General features: G+C 66.6%; 21 protein-coding genes and 2 pseudogenes. 17 read left to right on the top strand and 6 right to left on the bottom strand.

Annotated features, from left to right (window positions below; genetic code table 11):
- The first annotated feature begins 58 nt into the window (after window positions 1–58).
- The 4 genes and pseudogenes from CEX88_RS07105 to CEX88_RS07120 all read left to right on the top strand — a co-directional run.
- On the top strand, window positions 59–601 hold the full coding sequence (locus CEX88_RS07105) for a DinB family protein (RefSeq protein ID WP_094292938.1): 543 nt from the start codon (window positions 59–61) through the stop codon (window positions 599–601).
- Window positions 602–698: 97 nt separating this feature from the next.
- Complete coding sequence (locus CEX88_RS07110; RefSeq protein ID WP_094292939.1) at window positions 699–1,046, top strand: ArsR/SmtB family transcription factor; 348 nt, start codon at window positions 699–701, stop codon at window positions 1,044–1,046.
- Window positions 1,046–2,099, top strand: a pseudogene (gene arsB, locus CEX88_RS07115) (ACR3 family arsenite efflux transporter); the annotation flags it as partial. The gene CEX88_RS07110 and the pseudogene arsB, both read left to right, overlap by 1 nt.
- Window positions 2,100–2,154: 55 nt before the next feature.
- Window positions 2,155–2,589: pseudogene (locus tag CEX88_RS07120) on the top strand (arsenate reductase ArsC); the annotation flags it as partial.
- A 10-nt stretch (window positions 2,590–2,599) separates the two neighbouring features.
- On the opposite strand, the gene ychF reads toward CEX88_RS07120, so the two are convergent.
- The gene (gene ychF / locus CEX88_RS07125; protein ID WP_094292942.1) at window positions 2,600–3,673 is read right to left on the bottom strand and encodes a redox-regulated ATPase YchF; all 1,074 of its coding nucleotides are present in this window, start codon (window positions 3,671–3,673) and stop codon (window positions 2,600–2,602) included.
- A gap of 84 nt (window positions 3,674–3,757) precedes the next feature.
- Here ychF and CEX88_RS07130 point away from each other — a divergent pair, with 84 nt between their 5' ends.
- Window positions 3,758–4,885, top strand: coding sequence for a DUF6542 domain-containing protein (locus CEX88_RS07130; protein WP_094292943.1), 1,128 nt, complete (start codon window positions 3,758–3,760; stop codon window positions 4,883–4,885).
- Window positions 4,886–4,907: 22 nt separating this feature from the next.
- Here CEX88_RS07130 and CEX88_RS07135 read toward each other — a convergent pair whose 3' ends face one another.
- The gene (locus CEX88_RS07135) at window positions 4,908–5,909 is read right to left on the bottom strand and encodes a 4-hydroxy-3-methylbut-2-enyl diphosphate reductase (protein WP_094293101.1); all 1,002 of its coding nucleotides are present in this window, start codon (window positions 5,907–5,909) and stop codon (window positions 4,908–4,910) included.
- 73 nt (window positions 5,910–5,982) lie between these two features.
- Between CEX88_RS07135 and CEX88_RS07140 the strand changes: the two genes are divergently transcribed.
- The 4 genes from CEX88_RS07140 (at window position 5,983) to CEX88_RS07155 (ending at window position 9,209) form a co-directional block, all read left to right on the top strand.
- On the top strand, window positions 5,983–6,567 hold the full coding sequence (locus CEX88_RS07140) for a lipid droplet-associated protein (RefSeq protein WP_066847356.1): 585 nt from the start codon (window positions 5,983–5,985) through the stop codon (window positions 6,565–6,567).
- A gap of 19 nt (window positions 6,568–6,586) precedes the next feature.
- Window positions 6,587–7,834: an exodeoxyribonuclease VII large subunit gene (xseA, locus tag CEX88_RS07145; RefSeq protein WP_094292944.1), complete on the top strand. Its 1,248-nt coding sequence runs from the start codon at window positions 6,587–6,589 to the stop codon at window positions 7,832–7,834.
- The gene (locus tag CEX88_RS07150) at window positions 7,821–8,033 is read left to right on the top strand and encodes an exodeoxyribonuclease VII small subunit (protein WP_066807947.1); all 213 of its coding nucleotides are present in this window, start codon (window positions 7,821–7,823) and stop codon (window positions 8,031–8,033) included. The genes xseA and CEX88_RS07150 overlap by 14 nt, the downstream gene beginning before the upstream one ends.
- A gap of 63 nt (window positions 8,034–8,096) precedes the next feature.
- Entirely contained in the window at window positions 8,097–9,209 is a 1,113-nt protein-coding gene (locus tag CEX88_RS07155; RefSeq protein ID WP_094292945.1) for a 3-beta-hydroxysteroid dehydrogenase, read from the top strand.
- Window positions 9,210–9,224: 15 nt separating this feature from the next.
- Here CEX88_RS07155 and CEX88_RS07160 read toward each other — a convergent pair whose 3' ends face one another.
- The gene (locus CEX88_RS07160; RefSeq protein ID WP_064395004.1) at window positions 9,225–9,503 is read right to left on the bottom strand and encodes a dsRBD fold-containing protein; all 279 of its coding nucleotides are present in this window, start codon (window positions 9,501–9,503) and stop codon (window positions 9,225–9,227) included.
- A 95-nt stretch (window positions 9,504–9,598) separates the two neighbouring features.
- On the opposite strand from CEX88_RS07160, the gene CEX88_RS07165 reads away from it, so the two are divergent.
- The 4 genes from CEX88_RS07165 to CEX88_RS07180 all read left to right on the top strand — a co-directional run bounded on the left by CEX88_RS07165 (window position 9,599) and on the right by CEX88_RS07180 (window position 13,801).
- Window positions 9,599–10,318 carry an alpha/beta fold hydrolase gene (locus tag CEX88_RS07165; RefSeq protein ID WP_094293102.1) on the top strand — a complete coding sequence of 240 codons (720 nt, stop codon included), beginning with the start codon at window positions 9,599–9,601 and terminating at the stop codon, window positions 10,316–10,318.
- A 103-nt stretch (window positions 10,319–10,421) separates the two neighbouring features.
- A complete protein-coding gene (locus CEX88_RS07170) occupies window positions 10,422–11,966 on the top strand; it encodes an arylsulfatase (protein ID WP_094292946.1) in 1,545 nt (514 codons plus the stop codon).
- A gap of 4 nt (window positions 11,967–11,970) precedes the next feature.
- Window positions 11,971–12,849 (top strand): HAD family hydrolase, encoded by an 879-nt coding sequence (locus CEX88_RS07175; RefSeq protein WP_094292947.1) that lies wholly within the window; start codon window positions 11,971–11,973, stop codon window positions 12,847–12,849.
- Between the two features lie 76 nt (window positions 12,850–12,925).
- Window positions 12,926–13,801 (top strand): formylglycine-generating enzyme family protein, encoded by an 876-nt coding sequence (locus CEX88_RS07180; RefSeq protein ID WP_420799198.1) that lies wholly within the window; start codon window positions 12,926–12,928, stop codon window positions 13,799–13,801.
- A 20-nt stretch (window positions 13,802–13,821) separates the two neighbouring features.
- Here the strand turns inward: CEX88_RS07180 and CEX88_RS07185 are convergent, their stop codons facing one another.
- Window positions 13,822–14,271, bottom strand: coding sequence for an SRPBCC family protein (locus tag CEX88_RS07185; protein WP_202931406.1), 450 nt, complete (start codon window positions 14,269–14,271; stop codon window positions 13,822–13,824).
- 76 nt (window positions 14,272–14,347) lie between these two features.
- On the opposite strand from CEX88_RS07185, the gene CEX88_RS07190 reads away from it, so the two are divergent.
- The 3 genes from CEX88_RS07190 to CEX88_RS07200 all read left to right on the top strand — a co-directional run bounded on the left by CEX88_RS07190 (window position 14,348) and on the right by CEX88_RS07200 (window position 17,213).
- Window positions 14,348–15,121: an SDR family NAD(P)-dependent oxidoreductase gene (locus CEX88_RS07190; protein ID WP_094292950.1), complete on the top strand. Its 774-nt coding sequence runs from the start codon at window positions 14,348–14,350 to the stop codon at window positions 15,119–15,121.
- A gap of 65 nt (window positions 15,122–15,186) precedes the next feature.
- Window positions 15,187–16,014, top strand: coding sequence for an SDR family oxidoreductase (locus CEX88_RS07195; RefSeq protein ID WP_094292951.1), 828 nt, complete (start codon window positions 15,187–15,189; stop codon window positions 16,012–16,014).
- An 11-nt stretch (window positions 16,015–16,025) separates the two neighbouring features.
- Window positions 16,026–17,213, top strand: coding sequence for an AI-2E family transporter (locus CEX88_RS07200; RefSeq protein ID WP_094292952.1), 1,188 nt, complete (start codon window positions 16,026–16,028; stop codon window positions 17,211–17,213).
- Here CEX88_RS07200 and CEX88_RS07205 read toward each other — a convergent pair.
- Both CEX88_RS07205 and CEX88_RS07210 read right to left on the bottom strand, forming a co-directional pair.
- Complete coding sequence (locus CEX88_RS07205; RefSeq protein WP_094292953.1) at window positions 17,194–18,141, bottom strand: dienelactone hydrolase family protein; 948 nt, start codon at window positions 18,139–18,141, stop codon at window positions 17,194–17,196. The genes CEX88_RS07200 and CEX88_RS07205 overlap by 20 nt on opposite strands.
- 105 nt (window positions 18,142–18,246) lie before the next feature.
- Window positions 18,247–18,894, bottom strand: a complete 648-nt coding sequence (locus CEX88_RS07210) for a DUF4245 domain-containing protein (protein WP_094292954.1) — start codon at window positions 18,892–18,894, stop codon at window positions 18,247–18,249.
- A 54-nt stretch (window positions 18,895–18,948) separates the two neighbouring features.
- Here CEX88_RS07210 and glpX point away from each other — a divergent pair, with 54 nt between their 5' ends.
- Window positions 18,949–19,977: a class II fructose-bisphosphatase gene (gene glpX / locus CEX88_RS07215; protein ID WP_094292955.1), complete on the top strand. Its 1,029-nt coding sequence runs from the start codon at window positions 18,949–18,951 to the stop codon at window positions 19,975–19,977.
- The last annotated feature ends 11 nt before the right edge of the window (window positions 19,978–19,988 follow it).

The raw sequence follows: 19,988 nt of genomic DNA on the forward strand, positions 1-19,988 counted from the left end.
GCGATGCGCCCGCCGCGACCTCGTGGAGATCTGATCGCGGCGGGCGCATCATCGAAGTATGGAGGCTGGCGGTAAGAGCGTCGATCGAGCCGCGATCATCGCCGACCTCGAACGTGCTCGCATCGACTTCCACCGACTGCTCGACAGTGCGGAACCCTCGGACTGGACAAGGCCGACCGACGGCACCCGATGGACCAACGAAGAGTTGTTGTTCCACATGGTGTTCGGGTACATGGTCGTTCAACGGCTACTGCTGCTGATAGCGATCTTCGGCCGGCTTCCGAGCGGGGTGAGCGCCGCGTTCGCCCGCATCCTCAACGCATCGACCCGCCCCTTCCACCTGATCAATTACTACGGGTCGCGCGCCGCCGCCCGTGTGTACAACCGCCGTCGAATGGGCGCAAAGCTCGACCGCGTGATGAGCTCGCTCCAATTGCGGATGGCCCACGAACCCGACCGCGCCTTCGGCCGAGGTATGCACTTCCCGACTCGGTGGGACCCGTTCTTCAGCGACTACATGACGTTGGAGGATCTCTACCGATACCCGGGGCGGCACTTCGACTTCCACTCCCGCCAGCTCACCCTCACCCGGAAAATCTGAGGGACGGCTCCGGTTCACTCGAAGTTCGTTTGTGCCCTGGATCGATATCTGTCAATATCGATGAGTGTCTAAGTCACGTCACCCGCTGAACGATGGGATGGCCTGCGCCTACGCTCCCGTGATTCGCGAACCGTTGTCGATGGCTGCCGCTGCTGACATCGCAGCCAAACTCAAGGCCCTGTCCGACCCAGTGCGTCTGCGCCTGTTCAGTCTGGTCGCCAGTCACGCCGGTGGAGAGGCTTGCGTCTGCGACATTTCCGGCGACTTCGACGTCACCCAACCGACAATCTCTCATCACCTCAAGGTCCTCAAAGACGCCGGGCTTCTCGCCTCCGAGCGTCGTGGGTCCTGGGTGTACTACTCCGTCCGTACTGAGACTTTGATGACCCTCTCGTCGCTACTGAGCACGGTCGCCGACGAGGCGGCAACGGCGGCACCGGCGTGATGGGTCCCGTCGCCGCGGACACGCATCCCGCCGTTGTTGAGAAGTTGTCGCTGCTCGACCGCTTCCTGCCGGTGTGGATCGGTATCGCGATGGCCGCTGGCCTGTTTCTCGGACGACTCGTTCCAGGTCTGAACACTGCCTTGAATCACGTTGAGATCGATGGCATCTCGTTGCCGATCGCGCTCGGCTTGCTGATCATGATGTATCCGGTGCTGGCAAAGGTCCGATACGACCGACTCGACACCGTCGCCGCCGACCGCAAGTTGCTCATCAGCTCGTTGGTACTCAATTGGGTGCTGGGCCCAGCGCTGATGTTCGCACTGGCCTGGCTGCTGCTGCCCGACCTGCCCGAATACCGCACCGGCCTGATCATCGTGGGTCTCGCGAGATGCATTGCCATGGTGATCATCTGGAATGACCTCGCCTGTGGCGACCGCGAAGCCGCCGCCGTCCTGGTCGCGCTCAACTCGATTTTCCAGGTCGTCATGTTCGCGGTCCTCGGCTGGTTCTACCTGTCCCTGCTACCCGGCTGGCTCGGCCTGGAACAGGCGACGATCAGCACCTCGCCCTGGGAGATCGCCAAGTCCGTGTTGATCTTCCTAGGCATTCCACTGCTCGCGGGATACCTGTCCCGGCGGCTCGGAGAGCGGGCCAAGGGCCGCGCCTGGTACGAATCCACGTTCCTGCCCAAGGTCGGCCCTTGCGCGCTGTACGGCCTGTTGTTCACCATCGTGATTCTTTTTGCGTTGCAAGGCGAACAGATCACGAACCGACCCCTCGACGTCGTCCGCATCGCCTTGCCACTGCTCGTCTACTTCGCCGTGATGTGGGGCGGCGGTTACCTCCTCGGAGCCCTGCTCGGGTTGGGCTACCAGCGCACCACCACCCTCGCGTTCACCGCTGCGGGCAATAACTTCGAACTCGCCATCGCCGTCGGCATCGCCACCTACGGCGCCACGTCGGGTCAGGCACTCGCCGGAGTCGTCGGCCCGCTCATCGAAGTACCCGTTCTCGTCGCCCTCGTCTACGTCTCACTCGCCCTTCGCCGCCGCTTCACCGACGACTTGACCCCGATACCCGGCACGTCCGATCGGAGCGCGCGATGACGGGAAAGGGGGCCGACGGCAAGCCGTCCGTGTTGTTCCTGTGCACCCACAACGCCGGACGGTCCCAGATGGCGCTGGGTTACTTCACCCACATGGCCGGGGATGATGCCGTTGGCTGGTCCGGCGGGTCCGAACCAGCTGATGAGATCAACCCCTCCGCAATCGAGGCCATGGCAGAAGTCGGCATCGACATCACCAACGAGTTCCCCAAGCCCTGGACCGACGAGATCGTCCAAGCCGCCGATGTCGTCGTCACCATGGGCTGCGGCGACACCTGTCCTGTCTTCCCGGGAAAGCGTTACGAGATTTGGGAGTTGCCCGATCCTGCAGGCCAGTCGGTCGACGCCGTTCGACCGATCCGTGACGACATCGAAGAGCGCGTCCGCCGCCTACTCACTGATCTCGGCGTCGCCGCTCGACGCGTACCCGGTGCGTAGCGGCAGTGCTCTAAACGTTGAACCGGAACTCGACCACGTCACCGTCGGCCATCACGTAGTCCTTGCCTTCCATCCGCACCTTGCCTGCGGCCTTGGCCGCGGCCATCGATCCGGCCTCGATCAGGTCGTCGTAGGAGACGATTTCGGCTTTGATGAAGCCCTTCTCGAAGTCGGTGTGGATCACGCCTGCCGCCTTCGGCGCGGTATCGCCCTGGTGAATCGTCCACGCGCGGGCCTCTTTCGGGCCGGCGGTCAAAAACGTCTGCAACTTCAGCGTGTGAAAACCGGCCCGCGCCAACGCATCCAGCCCCCGCTCGGTCTGGCCAATCGACTCCAACAGCTCGGCGGCCGACTCGTCGTCGAGCTCCTGCAGCTCGGCCTCGATCTTCGCGTCCAGGAAGACCGCGTCGGCGGGTGCGACCAGTTCGCGTAGCTCCGCCTTGCGCTCCTCGTCGGTCAGCACGGCCTCGTCGGCGTTGAACACGTACAGGAACGGTTTGGTGGTCAGCAGATTGAGCTCCCGCAGCGGCGCGACGTCGGTCCCGGCGGCGAACAACGTGGTTCCTTCGTTGAGGACTTCCTGCGCAGCCACGGCGGCCTCATAAGCGGGCCGGCGTTCCTTGTGCGTCCTGGCCTCCTTTTCCAGCCGCGGTAGCGCCTTCTCCAGCGTCTGCATATCCGCCAGGATCAACTCGGTCTCGATGACCTCGATGTCGGACTTCGGATCGATGCGGCCGTCGACATGCGCCACATCGTCGTCGCTGAACACGCGCACCACCTGGCAGATCGCGTCGCTCTCGCGGATGTTGGCGAGGAACTTGTTGCCCAGCCCGGCGCCTTCGGAGGCGCCCTTGACGATCCCGGCGATATCAACGAAGGTGACCGGCGCATGAACGATCTTTTCCGACCCGAACATCTTGGCGAGCTCGGCCAGTCGCGGATCGGGCAGCGGAACGACACCCTCGTTGGGTTCGATCGTGGCGAACGGGTAGTTGGCCGCGAGGACGTCGTTGCGCGTCAACGCGTTGAACAGCGTCGATTTCCCGACGTTCGGCAGGCCGACGATTCCCAGGTTCAAGCTCACAGGGTCCAGAGTCTAGGAGACCGTGACGGGCACGCCAGAACCGCGCTGACAGCCACACGGAGCCAGAGCCGGTACGGTCTACCTGTGTCAGCACAGCGCGCGCGGTCGGCCGTCGGCGCCGACCACCGCTCCGCGCATCCCAACTTTCCCGGTGTGCCCGGGTGGGGCGGCGTGCTGATCGCGGTCACCCTGACGACGGTCGGGTTCGCGTTCGACGCCGGATCGGGCAGCCGAGAACTCAGCTCCGTGTTCGCGGCGTTCTACGTCCTCGGCTGCCTCGCGGCCGTGCTGGCGGTCCGCCAGCAAGCCGTGTTCACCGCCGTCATCCAGCCGCCGCTGCTGTTGTTCGTCAGCGTGCCGGGCGCCTACTTCCTGTTCACCGGCGGCCAGTTCACCGGGGTGAAGGACCTGGCGATCAATTGCGGCTATCCGCTGATCGAGCGCTTCCCGCTGATGTTCTTCACGTCGGCGGCCGTGCTGCTGATCGGTTTGTGCCGCTGGTACATCGGGATGTCAACACGCCGCACATCTCCGGCCACCTCCGAGGACAGCGAGGCGAAAAAGCCCGCATTGGCCGCGGCCGTCACGGCAGCGGTCACGGCAGCGGCGGCCAAGATCTCGCCGCTGTTCGCCCGCACGCCCCGTGACGAGGACGACGAGGTTGCCCCCCGGCCGCGCCGCAAGCGCCCCGACACCGCGAGCCGGACCGCCCGCGCGGACCGTACGTCGTCGCGAACCAGCAGGGCGGCCGCCGATCGCAGCGGCCGGCCTGCCCGGCGCAGCACGACGTCGCGGTCCCGCCATGTGCGCCCTCCTGCCACCGAGATCATCGAGCCGATCACCGAACGTCCTCGACGCGCTCGCTCCGGCAGGCACGCCGAGCCGCCGCCCGGGCCCGAGCCCCGGCGCAGACCGCGCACGTCGAACCCGCGTCAGCCGGGTCCTCCGCCGTCCGAACGCCGCGCCGGCTACGACCGCAGAAGTCAGGACCGGACCGCGGACCGGCCCGAGCGCCGCCGTCGCTTCGACGACTACCAGCCTCGTGAGCCGCACGGCCGAAACGGCAGCAACAACGGGTCAGGCAACGGGACCCACCATCCGATCTCCCGGGTGCGCTACCGCGGCGAGGAAGCCGACGACCGCGCGGAGTACCGCACCCGCCGCCGCGCTCCCCGCGGCTCGGAGGCCGATTCCTGGGAGTACGACATCTAGCCTCGGGCGCGCTCGACGAGCGTCACGCGCGGGCGGGGCGGATCTCCCGAGGCAACGCGAACACGAGTGTCTCGTTGGCCGTCGTCACCGGCTGCACCATGTCGTAGCCGTACTCGGCCAGCCGCTCCAGGACGCCGCGGACCAGGATCTCCGGCACCGACGCGCCGGACGTGATGCCGACCGTCGTCACGCCGTCGAGCCACGCGGGGTCGATGTCGTCGGCGTAGTCGACCAGGTGCGCTGCGTCGGAACCGGCACCCAAGGCCACCTCGACCAGGCGCACCGAGTTCGACGAGTTCCGCGAGCCGACGACGATCACCAACTCGCACTCCGGGGCCATCGCCTTGACGGCGACCTGGCGATTCTGGGTGGCGTAACAGATGTCGTCGCTGGGTGGGTCCTGCAGGGTCGGGAACTTCTGGCGCAGCCGGCGCACGGTCTCCATCGTCTCGTCGACGCTCAGCGTGGTCTGCGACAGCCAGATGACCTTGCTCTCGTCGCGAACGGTGACGTTGTCGACCGAATCCGGTCCGTCGACGAGCTGGACGTGGTCGGGCGCCTCGCCGGCGGTCCCGATGACCTCCTCGTGGCCCTCGTGGCCGATCAGCAGGATGTCGTAGTCGTCCCTGGCGAATCGCTTGGCCTCGTTGTGGACCTTGGTGACCAGCGGGCAGGTCGCGTCAATCACCTTGAGGTCGCGCTCTTTGGCGGTCTGGTGCACGGTCGGGGCCACGCCGTGCGCGGAGAACACCACGATCGCACCCTCGGGCACCTCGTCGGTCTCGTCGACGAAGACGGCCCCGGCCTTGGCCAACGTCTCGACGACGTGGCGGTTGTGCACGATCTCGTGGCGCACGTACACCGGGGCGCCGTGCTTCTCCAGCGCACGCTCGACGGTCTCGACGGCGCGATCCACCCCCGCGCAGTACCCGCGAGGTTCGGCCAGCAGTACGCGTTTCCCGGTCACGCCACCGGCGACCGAGCTCGAGGCGCCCGGAATCCCCATGTTGATTGTCGGCGGCATGGCTACCAGGGTACGCACAGTGCCGTTCCAAGGCCGTTCGGACCAGCCGAGAAGCCGCCCGTAGTCTGTGACCATGGCAACCGCACCGTATGGGGTCCGTCTGCTGGTTGGCGCGGCGGTAACCGCCATCGAGGAAACCCGCAAGCTGCCCCAGACCATCCTGATGTACCCGATGACCGTCGTCAGTAGCCTCGCGCACCTGGTGATGAAGGTCCAGCAAGACGTCGCCGACCTGGTCAACAAGGGTGACGAGACGCTGGAGACGATCTTCCCGCCCAAGGACGAGCAGCCCGAGTGGGCCACCTTCGACGAAGACGACGACGCTTCCGAGGCGCCGAGTTCGGCCGCCTCGAGCGACGGCGAACGCATGACCGAAGGCCGTTTTGCGCTGTTCAGCAACGGTGAGCCGCAGTCGCCGTCCGAACAAGACGGCAGCGAGGAAAACGGCGAAGCTACCGACCTGGCGATCGGTGAGGCCCCCGAGATCGTCACCGAACTCGACTACGAGTCGCTGACGCTGGCGCAGCTGCGCGCGCGGCTGAACACGCTGCGCGTGGCCGACCTGGAGGCGCTGCTGGCCTACGAGGAGGCCACCAAGGGCCGCGCGCCGTTCCAGACGCTGCTCGCCAACAGGATCACCCGCGCGTCGGCCAAGTGACCACCCCAACGCCGGGTAGATGACCGACGCCGAGCAGGGCCAGTCACCGGAGAACCCGTTTCCGGTCCGCTCCGTGTCGATGAAGATCAAGGACTGGATCGAACGGCTGGGCACGGTCTGGGTCGAGGGGCAGGTCGCCCAGCTCTCGACGCGGCCGAACTCCAGCACCGCCTACATCACGCTGCGCGACCCGTCGGTCGACATGTCGTTGTCGATCACCTGCCCACGCGAGCTGGTGCTCAACGCGCCGGTCAAACTCACCGAGGGCACCCGGGTCGTCATGCTGGGACGGCCGAACTTCTTCGTCGGTCGGGGCTCGTTCTCATTGCGGGTCAACCAGATTCGCGCGGTGGGCGTGGGCGAGCTGTTGGCGCGTATCGAACGCCTGCGCCAGCTGTTGCACGCCGAGGGACTCTTCGACCCGCGGCTCAAGCGGCCGATTCCGTTCCTGCCGAACACGATCGGGCTGATCACCAGCCGCGGCAGCCATGCCGAACACGACGTGATCTCGGTGGCCACCGGCCGCTGGCCCGCCGTGCGGTTCGCGGTCCGCAACACCGCCGTGCAGGGCCCCAACACGGTCCCGCAGGTGGTCCAGGCGCTGCGGGGGCTCGACGCCGACCCCGACGTCGACGTGATCGTCATCGCCCGCGGCGGTGGCAGCGTCGAAGACCTGCTGCCCTTCTACGACGAGACGCTGTGCCGCGAGATCGCCAAGTGCACCACACCGGTGGTCAGCGCGATCGGACACGAACCCGACAACCCGCTCTGCGACCTGGTCGCCGATCTGCGCGCCGCGACACCGACCGACGCCGCCAAGCGCATCGTTCCCGACGCCGCCGCCGAACAGGCCTACATCACCGATCTGTGCCGTCGAGGTGGCCGCGCGCTGCGCAACTGGGTGCACCGCGAGCAGCACGCCCTTGATCAGTTGCGCAGCAGGCCGGTGCTGGCGCAGCCGCTGGCGGCGATCACCGCGCGCGCCGACGAGGTCGACCGTGTGCGCACGACCGCACGCCGCGACGTCACCCGGATGGTGGCCACCGAGACCGATCGCATCGGACATCTGTCGGCCCGGCTGAGCACACTGGGCCCTGCGGCGACCCTGGCGCGCGGCTACGCGGTGGTGCAGACGATGCCGGACGCCCAGGTGCTGCGCACCGCCGTGGACGCCGCCAGCGGTGTGCGGTTGCGGGTCAGGGTGGCAGACGGGGCGATCACCGCGATCAGCGAGGGGCCGGAAGGGGCAGAAGATGAAGCCCATTAGTGAATTGGGATACGAGGAAGCACGCGAAGAACTCGTCGCGGTCGTCCAGCAACTCGAGCAGGGCGGCCTCGATCTGGATACGTCGCTAAAACTGTGGGAACGCGGTGAGGAGCTGGCTAAACGCTGTGAAGAGCACTTAGCTGGCGCCCGCAAGCGCATCGAGGAGGCGCTGGCCGCCAAAGACGGCGACGAAAGTTGACAGCGCAACGTTTTCTTCTCTGAGGGGTCGAAACTGTAACACGTTTCAGTTAGTCTGCTCGCCATGGGTGACTCAACGCTGACCACCGAACTGGGCCGGGTCCTCGTCACGGGAGGCTCGGGATTCGTCGGCGCCAACCTGGTGACCGAACTGCTCAAGCGCGGACACGAGGTCCGCTCCTTCGACCGGGCCCCGTCGCCGCTTCCTGCGCAACCGGGCCTCGAGGCCGTCGAAGGCGACATCTGCGACCCCGACCAGGTCGCGGCCGCGGTCGCCGGCATCGACACCGTGTTCCACACCGCGGCGATCATCGATCTGATGGGCGGCGCGTCGGTCACCGACGAGTACCGCAAGCGCAGCTTCGCGATCAACGTCACCGGCACCGAAACCCTCGTGCGCGCCGCCCGCTCCGCCGGCGCCAAGCGCTTCGTCTACACCGCGTCGAACAGCGTCGTGATGGGTGGCAAACGCATCTCCGGCGGCGACGAGACCCTGCCCTACACAGAGCGATTCAACGACCTTTACACCGAGACCAAGGTCGCCGCGGAGAAGTTCGTGCTGGCCGCCAACGGAGTCGACGGCCTGCTCACCTGCTCGATCCGCCCCAGCGGTATCTGGGGTCGCGGAGATCAGACCATGTTCCGCAAGGTGTTCGAGAGCGTGCTGGCCGGGCACGTCAAGGTTCTCGTCGGCGGCAAGAACGTCAAGCTCGACAATTCCTACGTGCACAACCTGATTCACGGTTTCATCCTCGCCGCTCAGCACCTCGTCCCGGGCGGCACCGCTCCCGGGCAGGCGTACTTCATCAACGACGGCGACCCGATCAACATGTTCGAGTTCTCGAGGCCCGTCGTCGAGGCGTGCGGCGAGCGCTACCCGAAGATCCGCGTGCCGGGCCGGTTGGTGTGGTTCGCCATGACCGCATGGCAGTGGTTGCACTTCCGGTTCGGAATACCCAAACCGATGATCGAACCCCTTGGGGTGGAACGCCTTTACCTCGACAACTACTTTTCGATCGCCAAGGCCGAACGAGACCTGGGATACCGGCCGCTGTTCACCACCGACCAGGCGATGGCCGAGTGCCTGCCGTATTACGTCGACCTCTTCTACCAGATGAAGAACGCGTCCAAGGATCCGACGGTCAGTGTCGCGGCGTCCGCCCCGCCGGAGGGCTGACCGCCGCCCGGTAGGTCAGTGAACGAGGTGGACCGGCTGATGCGTGGTCTGCTCGATCCGCGACGACGCGCGCTGCAGCAGTTCGGCACCCAGCGCAATCAACCCTCTGGCCGCGGCGATCTCCTCCCCGACCAGCGGCTGCACCGAATCCTTCGGGTTGCGGTAGGCATCGCCCTGGGCGGTCACCGTCTCGCCGTCGTCGCGTGTGGCGCACACCGTCGCGTGAGTGTGCGTCTCGTCCTCGTTGAACTCGATGTCGATGCGCCAGGCGTTGTCTTGAACTTTGTCGTACATACAGATCACCTTCCAGCTACCAGCGTGCTCCTCTCGCCGACGCTTCGCAGGCGTTTGGCCCGCGCCGGGAGCGACGACCGGGCATGGTGGTGGTGATGGTCGAATCACGGTTCACAACCAATGCGGGCGCTCGTCTGCACTACCTCGACTCCGGAGGGCCCGACCGCGGAGCGCCTGTCGTCTTCGTACCCGGCTTCACCGACGTCGCCGACGACTACGTCGAGGTGCTGTCACTGTTCGGCCGACGGACGGTGGTCGTCGACGTACGCGGACACGGACGCAGCAATGCACCCGAAAGTGGTTACGACTCAACGGTTCTCGGCGCTGACGTCGGCGCGGTGATCGACGCGGTCACCCACGGTCCCGTCCACCTGATGACGTTCTCCCGGGGCACCCCCTACGCGCTGACCTGGGCGCTCGCGCATCGCGGGCGGGTCCGCTCGATCTCGATCGGCGACTACGTGCCCGAGGAGATCACGCTTCCCGAAGAGGTCTCCACCTTCCTGCTGGACGGGCGGTGGCGTGGCACTCCGGTGCACGAACGGCTGAACCGGGCCGCCGGGGAGGCGATCTTCCGCGCCGCCCGCAAGCAGTCGTTCTGGGAGTCGTTGGCGCAGTGGCAGCCGCCGCTGTTGGTGGTGCGTAGCGCGAACAGCCCGCTGATTTCCGACGCCGCCTGGGACCGCTATCGGGAGGTGTTCCCCAAGGCGTCGCTACACGTGTTCGCCGACTCGCCGCACGACATCTTCCGTCCCGACCGCGACCGTTATCCGGCGCTGGTGCGCGCCCACATCGACACCGTCGATGGGAGCTGACCAAGCGTCGCCTGGCAGATATTGCCGTCACGTTGACCGAACGGCCACGACTCGGATACCACCGTCCTATCGTGCGACTAGGGCCAGCGCTGAAGGAGTCGCCATGCCGAACGGGAAGCCGAACATTCTGGTCATCTGGGGTGACGACATCGGGATCACGAACCTCAGTTGCTACAGCGACGGTCTCATGGGCTACCGCACCCCCAACATCGACCGCATCGCGAACGAGGGTATGCGGTTCACCGACTCGTATGGCGAGCAAAGCTGCACCGCGGGCCGCTCGTCTTTCATTACGGGACAGAGCGTTTACCGGACCGGGTTGAGCAAAGTCGGTATGCCTGGGGTGGACGTCGGGATGTCACCGGATGATCCGACGATCGCCACGTTGTTGAAACCACTGGGTTACGCCACCGGCCAGTTCGGCAAGAACCACCTCGGCGACCTGAACAAGTACCTCCCGACTGCGCACGGGTTCGACGAGTTCTTCGGCAACCTGTACCACCTCAACGCCGAGGAGGAACCCGAGCACCCCGACTACCCGACCGTCGAGGAGGCGCCGCTGCTACGCAAGGCTTTCCTGCCGCGCGGGGTGATCAAGTCGTGGGCCACCGACGAGGCCTCCGACGAAGTCGACGAGCGGTTCGGCCCAGTGGGTAAGCAGCGCATCGAGGACACCGGGCCGCTGACCAAGAAACGGATGGAGACCGTCGACGACGAGACCGTCGGGGCATGCATCGATTTCATCAAGCGCCAGCACGAGGCGGGCAAGCCGTTTTTCGCGTGGATGAACACCACCCATATGCATTTCCGCACACATACGAAGCCGGAAAGCCTCGGGCAGGCCGGGCGTTGGCAATCGGGCTACCACGACACGATGATCGACCATGACCGCCATGTGGGGCAGCTGCTCGATGCCGTCGACGAACTGGGCATCACCGACGACACCATCGTCATCTATTCGACCGACAACGGCCCGCACGCCAACACCTGGCCCGATGGCGCCACCACACCGTTCCGCAGCGAGAAGAACACGAATTGGGAGGGCGCCTTCCGCGTGCCGGAGATGATCCGCTGGCCGGGCAGGATTCCAGCAGGGGCGGTGTCCAACGAGATCATCCAGCACCACGACTGGCTACCGACTTTCCTGGCCGCCGCCGGTCAGCCGGACATCGTCGAAAAGCTCAAGCAGGGCAACGCAATTGGCGACCAGACCTATCGGGTGCACATCGACGGCTTCAACCTGCTGCCCTACCTGACCGGCGAGGTGGACAAGAGCCCGCGGCGTGGATTGGTCTACTTCTCCGACGATTGCGATGTCCTGGGCGTCCGGATCGAAAACTGGAAGATCGTCTTCATGGAGCAGCGTTGCCAAGGCACGCTACAGATCTGGTTCGAACCTTTCACTCCGCTGCGCGCGCCGAAGATCTTCAACCTGCGCACCGATCCGTTCGAACACGCCGACGTCACGTCCAATACCTACTGGGACTGGTTCTTCGACCACGACTACATCGCGTTCATGGCCAATGCGGTGGTCACCCAATTCCTGGAGACGTTCAAGGAGTTCCCGCCGCGGCGCGAACCCGCGTCGTTCACTATCGGCGACGCGGTGGAGAAGCTCAACGATTTCCTCGAGTCATTAGGCCGCTGACTCGATGCTCGAGTCGTGGAACGACGGGCCGGCCAAGTCGGCGATCGTCGACTTCATTTCGCGCGCAGTCGACGACGTTCCCGCCGTGGAACGCGTAGCGGTCTTCGACAACGACGGAACGCTGTGGTGTGAGAAACCGGCATACATCCAACTCGACTTCCTCGTGCGTCGCCTGGCCGAACAAGCCCGCGCCGACCCGGAACTCGCCGACCGGCAGCCGTACCGTGCCGCCGCGGCCGGAGACCTCGGATGGTTCGGCGACGCGGTCACCAGGCACTACAACGGCGACGACTCAGAGCTGAAGTACCTTGCCGGGGGCATACTCTCGGCCTTCGCCGGGTTGACGGTCGAAGAGCACGCCGATCGGGTGAAGGCGTTCTTCGCCACCGTCGAACACCCGACGCTGCGCCGGCCGTACACGGCATGCGGGTACCCCCCGATGATTGAGCTGTTGCGGTATTTGGAGGACAACGGATTCACCACCTATATCGCGTCGGGCGGAGGTCGCGACTTCATGCGGCCGGTGACCGAAGCGCTCTACGGCATACCACCGGAGCGGGTCATCGGCAGCTCGGTGGGCCTCGACTTCTCAGACGGCGATCTGCGCACCACGAGTCGGCCGGAATTTTTGGACGACGGCCCGGTGAAACCGGTACGAATCTGGGGGCGTACGGGCCGCCGACCGATTCTTGCCGCCGGGAACTCCAACGGCGACATCGAGATGCTCGAGTTCGCCCGCGGGCTTCGATTGCTCGTCCTGCACGACGACCCCCATCGCGAGTTCGCCTACACCGCCGGTGCTGAGAAGGCCCTCGCGCGGGCCGACAGCGACGGCTGGATCGTCGTCAGTATGCGCAACGACTGGACCAGGGTCTTCGCCTAGTGTGCGTCCAGATCGCCCCAACCGCTGTCCAGCCGCTAGTTCGCGATCTGGTTGCACAACAGAAGTCGGAGGGGTGATGACCGACCTCGTATGGATCCCGGCGCAGACCGCCGTGCTCGGCTCCGACCGCCATTACCCGGAGGAGGCACCGGTACGTCAGGTCGATGTCGAGGGGTTCTGGATGATGGCGCATCAGGTCACCAACGACCAGTTCACCGAGTTCGTCTCCGCCACCGGGTATCTCACGGTTGCGGAACGTCCGTTGAACCCCGCCGATTATCCGGGCGCCCCGCGGGAGAATCTCGAGCCGGGATCAATGGTCTTCACCCGTACACCGGGTCCGGTCGACCTACGTCACCTCGGTCAGTGGTGGACGTGGACACCGGGCGCCTCGTGGCGTCATCCTGTCGGACCGCTGTCGTCCATCGGTAGACGCTCCGACCACCCCGTCGCACATGTGGCCTACGAGGACGCCGAGGCGTACGCGGAGTGGGCGGGAATGGCGCTGCCGACCGAGACCGAATGGGAGACGGCAGCACGGGGCGGACTGCACGGCGCGGAGTTCACCTGGGGTGACGAGCCCGAACAACCCGAACGACCGCTGGCCAACTACTGGCACGGCGACTTTCCGTGGCGGCCGGAAAAAGGCTATGGCCGAACGACATCCGTGGGTACGTTCCCGCCCAACGGCTACGGTCTGTTCGACATGGCGGGCAATGTCTGGGAATGGACGACCGACTGGTATGCCGAGGACCCGTCACCATCGGCTTGTTGCGCAGAGGACAGTTACGACCCGCAGCAGCCGCAGTTCCGTGTGCCGCGCCGAGTGGTGAAGGGCGGTTCCTTCCTATGCGCCGACTCCTACTGCCGCCGCTACCGCCCTGCGGCGCGCCGGCCTCAGCCCGTCGACACGGGGATGAGCCACATCGGGTTTCGCTGCGTCAAACGGTAGGAGGATCGGCGTCGCGACCCTCACGCGGTTTCGGCTGCGGCCTTGATCGCCGCCAGCGTCGCCGGGATCCCGGTGCGGGCGGCTTCGCGGCGCTTGTCGATCTCCGCGTCGGCCGTCTCGCCGAAGCGCTCACGAAATCCGGCCACCCCCTTGGGAAGAAGCTCCCAGGATTCGGTGAGTCGTGTTCCGCCGTCCGCCGGCTCGAAGCTGTAGCCCCAGTACACCCAGCCGTCGTTGACCTCCCACGCGAACTCGCGCCCGGGTTCGGCCGCGACTACCTGCGAGCGGGTCTCCCAGGTGCGTTCGGGTGTCTCGTTGCGGCCGGTGAACCACGCTCCGACCCGCGGACCGTCCCCGTCGTCCCACCAGCAGGCGCGGCAGATCGGACTCCACTCGCCCATCCGCGTCACGTCCGACACGATTTCGTACAACCGGTGCGGGTCCGCGGCCACGTGAATCGACTCGCTCATCTTCAGATCGCTCACCGGTCGAGTCTGTCAAAGCGCTAAGTTGAAACGCATTCTACTGCGTCGAAAGGGCAACTGTATGAGCAACGGGCGGTCGGCCAGGGCGGCTGTGGTGATCGGCGCGGCGTCGGGTATCGGCTTGGCGACGGCCCGCGCGCTGGCCGCGGAAGGCGACCGCGTCACGCTCGCCGACCGCGACGTCGACGACGCCCGTCAACACGCCGCCGAACTCGGCGATCCACACACCGCCGTGCACGTCGAGGTCACCGACGAGGCCTCGGTGCAGGCGCTGTTCGATCAGACCGGCCCGCTCGACGTCGTCGTCAACTGCGCGGGGTTCAGCAACGTCGGCATGATCATCGACCTCGCCGTGGAGGACTTCCGTGCCGTCGTCGACGTATGCCTCAACGGGGCGTTCATCGTCGCCAAGCACGCGGGCCGGGTGCTGCGCGAGGGCGGTGCACTGGTGTCGATCAGCTCGCTCAACGCGCGTCAGCCGGCCGCCGGGATGAGCGCCTACTGCGCCGCCAAGGCGGGCCTGTCGATGCTCACCCAGGTCGCAGCACTCGAGTGGGGGCCGCGCGGCATCCGCGTCAACGCCGTGGCTCCGGGCTTCGTGCACACGCCGTTGACCGCGCCGGCGGCGGCCGTCCCCGGCGTCGTGGAGGAGTACGTGGAGAACACCGCGCTGGGCCGCGCGGGCACGCCCGAGGACATCGCCGAAGCGGTGCTGTATCTGTGCTCGCCGAAGGCGTCGTGGCTGACCGGCGAGGTGCTCGACCTCAACGGCGGTGCGCACATGAAGCGCTACCCCGATGTGATGGGGCACGTCATGAGGCTCGCGGGGCAGTGATGAGCGCTCGCGCGAAGAACAGACAACCAGTGATGAGCGCTCGCGCGAAGAACAGACAACCAGTGATGACGTTCAGCGGAAAGCAGGCCCTCGTCACCGGAGGCGGTTCCGGTATCGGCGCCGCACTGTGCCGAGCACTGGTCGACGCGGGAGCCGAGGTGGTGTGCACCGACGTCGACGGCGACGCGGCCGAACGCACGGCGGCCGGTCTCGGCGGTAGGGCCCGCGCCGCCCGCCTCGACGTGACCGATTCCGCGACGGTACAGGCCGCCGTCGACGAGGTGGTGAACCGGGCCGGACGTCTTGACCTGATGTTCAACAACGCCGGAATCGTCTGGGGCGGCGACACCGAACTGCTGACGCTGGACCAGTGGAACGCGATCATCGACGTCAACATCCGCGGCGTGGTGCACGGGGTGGCGGCGGCCTATCCGTTGATGGTGCGCCAGGGCCACGGCCACATCGTCAACACCGCGTCGATGGCGGGGCTGACCGCGGCCGGGCAGGTCACCAGCTACGTGATGACCAAGCACGCAGTCGTGGGGCTCAGCCTCGCGCTGCGCTCGGAGGCCGCCGCGCGCGGTGTCGGGGTGCTCGCGGTGTGCCCGGCCGCGGTCGAGACGCCGATCCTCGACAAGGGGTCCATCGGCGGCTTCGTTGGCCGCGATTACTTCCTGCAGGCCCAGGGCGGCAAGCCCTATGACGCGGATCGGTTGGCCCGCGACGTGCTGCGCGCGGTCGAGAAGAACAAGCCGATCCTGGTCAAACCTCGCGTCGCGCATGCCCAGTGGATCTTTGCGCGCCTCGCGCCGACCCTGATGAACCGGGTGTCGATGCGGTTCATCGCCGATCAACGCGCCAAACAAGCGCAAGCCAGGTCCGACACGTTGTAGACATAGCGGCAATGAGTACCGAGTTCTCGCTGCCGCAACGCCGTGCGCTGGCCGTCGCGACGGTCATCGCGGTCGCCTTCGGCGCGTACTTCCTGCGCGGCTTCTTCATCCTCATCGTGGTGGCAGCGGTGGGCGCCTACCTGTTCTCACCGCTGTACACCTGGCTCAACAAGAAGATGGGCCGCGGGCTGTCGGCGACGCTGACCTTGCTCGCCGCGTTCGCCGCGGTGATCGTGCCGCTGAGCCTTTTCGTCACGCTCGCGGTCGTGCAGATCTCCACCATGGTGGAGCGGGTGGCCGAGTGGGTCGGCCGCACCGACCTGTCCGCGCTCGGCGATCGGGCGCTGCAGTTCGTCAACGACCTGTTGCGCCGCGTGCCCTACATCGACACCACGGTCACCCCGGAGTCGTTGCAGAGTTCGATGGCTCGGGTCGCCCAGGAGGCCGGCCAGTGGTTGCTCGGCCTGCTGCAGGGCGCCGCCGGCGGCCTGTTCGGCGCCGTCACCGCCCTGATCCTGTTCGTGTACGTGTTCGTGTCGCTGCTGACGAACCGCGAACGCGTGGTGGCGATAATCCGCCAACTCAACCCCCTCGGCGAGGGGATCACCGACGTCTACATGGAGAAGATGGGCGCGATGGTGAAGGGCACCGTGATGGGCCAGTTCGTCATCGCGGTGTGCCAGGGCGTCGCGGGCGCCGCGTCGATCTACCTGGCGGGCTTCCATCAGGGTTTCTTCCTGTTCGCCGTGCTGCTGTCGGCGCTGTCGGTCATCCCGTTGGGCAGCGGTATCGTCACGATCCCGTTCGGTATCGGAATGATCCTGTTCGGCAACATCTTCGGCGGCGCGTTCGTGATCCTGTTCCACCTGATCGTGGTCACCAACATCGACAACTTCCTGCGGCCGATCCTGGTGCCGCGCGAGGCCCGTCTGGACGCCGCGCTGATGCTGCTCGCCGTGTTCGCCGGAATCAGCATGTTCGGCGCGTGGGGCATCGTGATCGGACCGGTGCTGATGATCGTCATCGTCACCACGATCAGCGTCTACCTCGAGGAGTACAAGGGCGTGCCGATGCGCCGGCCCGACTCGGCCGATGAAAAACCTAAACGTCGAAACCCGTTCTGGTGGCTGGGCCGTCGCATCAAAAAGGCGCGGGCCAAAACCCAAGCCGACCCGAAACCTAAACCAGCCGTTCCCTGAGGAACGCGACCACGCGCTTGAGGGCCGCGTCCGTCGGATGCCCTTCCTGGTGACGCAGTTCCAACGTCAACACCGAGTGAGCCATCGCCCCGAAGCCGTGTTCGTTGCCCTTACCCGAGTCGATCTCGATCACCTCGAACGCATCCCCGAGGCGGTCCTTGAGCGTTTTGAAGCGCTCCGCAGGCACCAGCGGATCCTTGCTGAAGCGCAGACCCAGCGCGCACAACCCTTCGTCGGCGGCGCGGCGCTCGACGACCTTCAGCTCGGCCTCGGATAGGCCCGGGTCCCTGCGCTGCTTCGGTGTCAGCGGCAACGGCAGCGACGGCTGGCTCAGCACCGGCGCGAGAACGCTGTCGTCGACAGCGGCGGCCAGGGCGAAGCCACCGGTGAAGCACTGGCCGATGACCCCGACCCCCTTGCCCGGCGTCTGCGCGTTGAGGTCGCGGGCCAGTGCGCGCAGGTAGTGCGCGACGGGGCGGTCGGCGTTGGTGGCGAAAGCGGCGAATTCCTTGGCCACGCACCCGCGCAGCATGACCGGCACCATGCCCGGGCGCATCGGCGCCGCACCGGGCGTGCCGAACAACGACGGAATCGCGACGGTGAAGCCGGCCTCCACGAGGTGGTCGCCGAGCGCCAGGACGCCGGGGTGCACGCCGGGCATCTCGGGGATGAGCACCACACCGGGGCCCTCGCCCTTGCGGTAGACGTCGTGGGTGTAACCGGCGGCGGTGAAGGGCGCGGCGGCCCATCCGGTGAGGTCGGCTTCCGGAGCCACCCCGGCGGCGACATTGGGGTCCGGAGCCGCCCCGGCGGCGACATCGGGGTCCGGAGCCGCCCCGGCGGCGACATCGGGGTCCGGAGCCGCTCCGGCGGCGACATCGGGGTCCGGAGCCGCCCCGGCGGCGACATCGGGGTCCGGTGCGGTCATGGGCGCTTCTCCAGTTCGCTCGTCACGCGAGATTGAAACCATGCAGAGAAAGTGCGGGATGGAGCCTGCGTGGGTGCAATCTCGTCGAACAAGTCAATCGTGCTCCTACGGGACCGGCAGGGGCGCCGCGGTCTGCGTCGCCGCCGCAAGCGTACGAAAATCGCCGGCGCCCGCGGCGCCGGTCAGCGCGATCTGCGCCGGTCCGGTGGGGCCGGCCAGCCGCGTCGTCCACACCGGTTCGGCGGGCTTGCCGTCGTCGTCGGTGCCGCCGTAGACCACCCATTTCACACCGTCGACGTCCTGAACCCCGGTGGGCACGACATCGGACTCGAGCGAAGAGACCAGCTTCTCCTCGTCGGCGTTGCTCTGGGTCAGGCTCACATACATCCCGCTGGGTGCGAGATAACCGACGGTAGAGCTGACGGCACGCAGGGTCTGCCCCGTCGCGGGGTCCGCGCGACCGGCCTCGATGCCGTTGCGGCTACCCGAGTTCGACTGCCAGCCCTCGGGCAGTTGCGGGATCCGGATCGGGATCTTCAGCGCCTCGGCATCGGCACGTAACGCCGCGGGGGCGTCGAAGGACGGGACCGGACCGGCGCCGGGTCCCGCGCCCTGGAACGAGCACATCCCCAGCATCCCGGCCAGCACGATGCAGGCCAGCACCAATGGCGCCATCGACCAGAACATGTCCCGGCCGTCATGCAGCAGCCGCGACTTGGCGGGCTTGGGTGCAGGAGCCGGTTGCGAGGTCACTCCGCCAGTATCCCAGCTCCCGAACGCGGACCGGCTAATGGGACAATCTGGGCCATGAGTCCGACCCGTGGTGAAGCCCCAGATCGAAATCTCGCGCTCGAGCTCGTCCGAGTAACCGAGGCAGGCGCCATGGCCGCAGGCCGCTGGGTGGGCCGCGGCGACAAGGAGGGCGGCGACGGGGCGGCCGTCGACGCCATGCGCGAGCTGGTGAACTCGGTGTCGATGCGCGGCGTGGTGGTGATCGGCGAGGGCGAGAAGGACAACGCGCCGATGCTCTACAACGGCGAAGAGGTCGGCAACGGGGACGGACCGGAATGCGACTTCGCCGTGGACCCCATCGACGGCACCACGTTGATGAGCAAAGGCCTGTCCAATGCCATCTCGGTGCTCGCGGTCTCCGAACGCGGCACCATGTTCGATCCGTCCGCGGTGTTCTACATGAGCAAGATCGCGGTTGGACCCGAGGCCGTCGACGCGATCGACATCACCGCCCCGATCGGGGAGAACATCCGTCGGGTGGCAAAGGCGAAGAATGTGTCGGTCTCCGATCTGACCGTGTGCATCCTGGACCGGCCGCGCCATCAGCAGTTGATCGCCGATGTGCGGGAGGCCGGCGCGCGGTGCCGGCTGATCACCGACGGCGACGTCGCAGGCGCGATCTCGGCGTGCCGCCCCAACACCAGCACCGACATGTTGGCCGGAATCGGCGGTACGCCGGAAGGGATCATCGCCGCGGCCGCGATCCGCTGCATGGGCGGCGCCATCCAGGGCCAGTTGGCGCCGAAGGACGACGGGGAGCGGCAGAAGGCCATCGACCGCGGCCACGACCTGGACCGCGTGTTGACCACCGAGGACTTGGTCTCCGGCGACAACGTCTTCTTCTGCGCCACCGGCGTCACCGACGGTGACCTGCTCAAGGGCGTGCACTTCTACAGCGGCGGGTGCACCACGCAGTCGATCGTGATGCGCTCGAAATCGGGCACCGTTCGGATGATCGAGGCGTACCACCGGCTGTCCAAACTCAGCGAGTACTCCGCGATCGACTTCACCGGCGACAGCAACGCCGTCTACCCGCTGCCGTAACCACAAGAGAA

Origin of the sequence: Mycobacterium neumannii, from assembly GCF_002245615.1 — a bacterium.
Lineage (GTDB): Bacteria > Actinomycetota > Actinomycetes > Mycobacteriales > Mycobacteriaceae > Mycobacterium > Mycobacterium neumannii_A.

Excerpts from the sequence above, each read along its gene's own strand:
- CEX88_RS07105 (WP_094292938.1), top strand. The coding sequence starts at position 59 with ATGGAGGCTGGCGGTAAGAGCGTCGATCGAGCCGCGATCATCGCCGAC.
- CEX88_RS07110 (WP_094292939.1), top strand. The coding sequence starts at position 699 with ATGGCCTGCGCCTACGCTCCCGTGATTCGCGAACCGTTGTCGATGGCT.
- CEX88_RS07135 (WP_094293101.1), bottom strand. The coding sequence starts at position 5,909 with ATGCCGCCGACAATCAACATGGGGATTCCGGGCGCCTCGAGCTCGGTC.
- CEX88_RS07140 (WP_066847356.1), top strand. The coding sequence starts at position 5,983 with ATGGCAACCGCACCGTATGGGGTCCGTCTGCTGGTTGGCGCGGCGGTA.
- xseA (WP_094292944.1), top strand. The coding sequence starts at position 6,587 with ATGACCGACGCCGAGCAGGGCCAGTCACCGGAGAACCCGTTTCCGGTC.
- CEX88_RS07150 (WP_066807947.1), top strand. The coding sequence starts at position 7,821 with ATGAAGCCCATTAGTGAATTGGGATACGAGGAAGCACGCGAAGAACTC.
- CEX88_RS07155 (WP_094292945.1), top strand. The coding sequence starts at position 8,097 with ATGGGTGACTCAACGCTGACCACCGAACTGGGCCGGGTCCTCGTCACG.
- CEX88_RS07160 (WP_064395004.1), bottom strand. The coding sequence starts at position 9,503 with ATGTACGACAAAGTTCAAGACAACGCCTGGCGCATCGACATCGAGTTC.
- CEX88_RS07165 (WP_094293102.1), top strand. The coding sequence starts at position 9,599 with ATGGTCGAATCACGGTTCACAACCAATGCGGGCGCTCGTCTGCACTAC.
- CEX88_RS07170 (WP_094292946.1), top strand. The coding sequence starts at position 10,422 with ATGCCGAACGGGAAGCCGAACATTCTGGTCATCTGGGGTGACGACATC.
- CEX88_RS07175 (WP_094292947.1), top strand. The coding sequence starts at position 11,971 with ATGCTCGAGTCGTGGAACGACGGGCCGGCCAAGTCGGCGATCGTCGAC.
- CEX88_RS07180 (WP_420799198.1), top strand. The coding sequence starts at position 12,926 with ATGACCGACCTCGTATGGATCCCGGCGCAGACCGCCGTGCTCGGCTCC.
- CEX88_RS07185 (WP_202931406.1), bottom strand. The coding sequence starts at position 14,271 with ATGAGCGAGTCGATTCACGTGGCCGCGGACCCGCACCGGTTGTACGAA.
- CEX88_RS07190 (WP_094292950.1), top strand. The coding sequence starts at position 14,348 with ATGAGCAACGGGCGGTCGGCCAGGGCGGCTGTGGTGATCGGCGCGGCG.
- CEX88_RS07195 (WP_094292951.1), top strand. The coding sequence starts at position 15,187 with ATGACGTTCAGCGGAAAGCAGGCCCTCGTCACCGGAGGCGGTTCCGGT.
- CEX88_RS07200 (WP_094292952.1), top strand. The coding sequence starts at position 16,026 with ATGAGTACCGAGTTCTCGCTGCCGCAACGCCGTGCGCTGGCCGTCGCG.
- CEX88_RS07205 (WP_094292953.1), bottom strand. The coding sequence starts at position 18,141 with ATGACCGCACCGGACCCCGATGTCGCCGCCGGGGCGGCTCCGGACCCC.
- glpX (WP_094292955.1), top strand. The coding sequence starts at position 18,949 with ATGAGTCCGACCCGTGGTGAAGCCCCAGATCGAAATCTCGCGCTCGAG.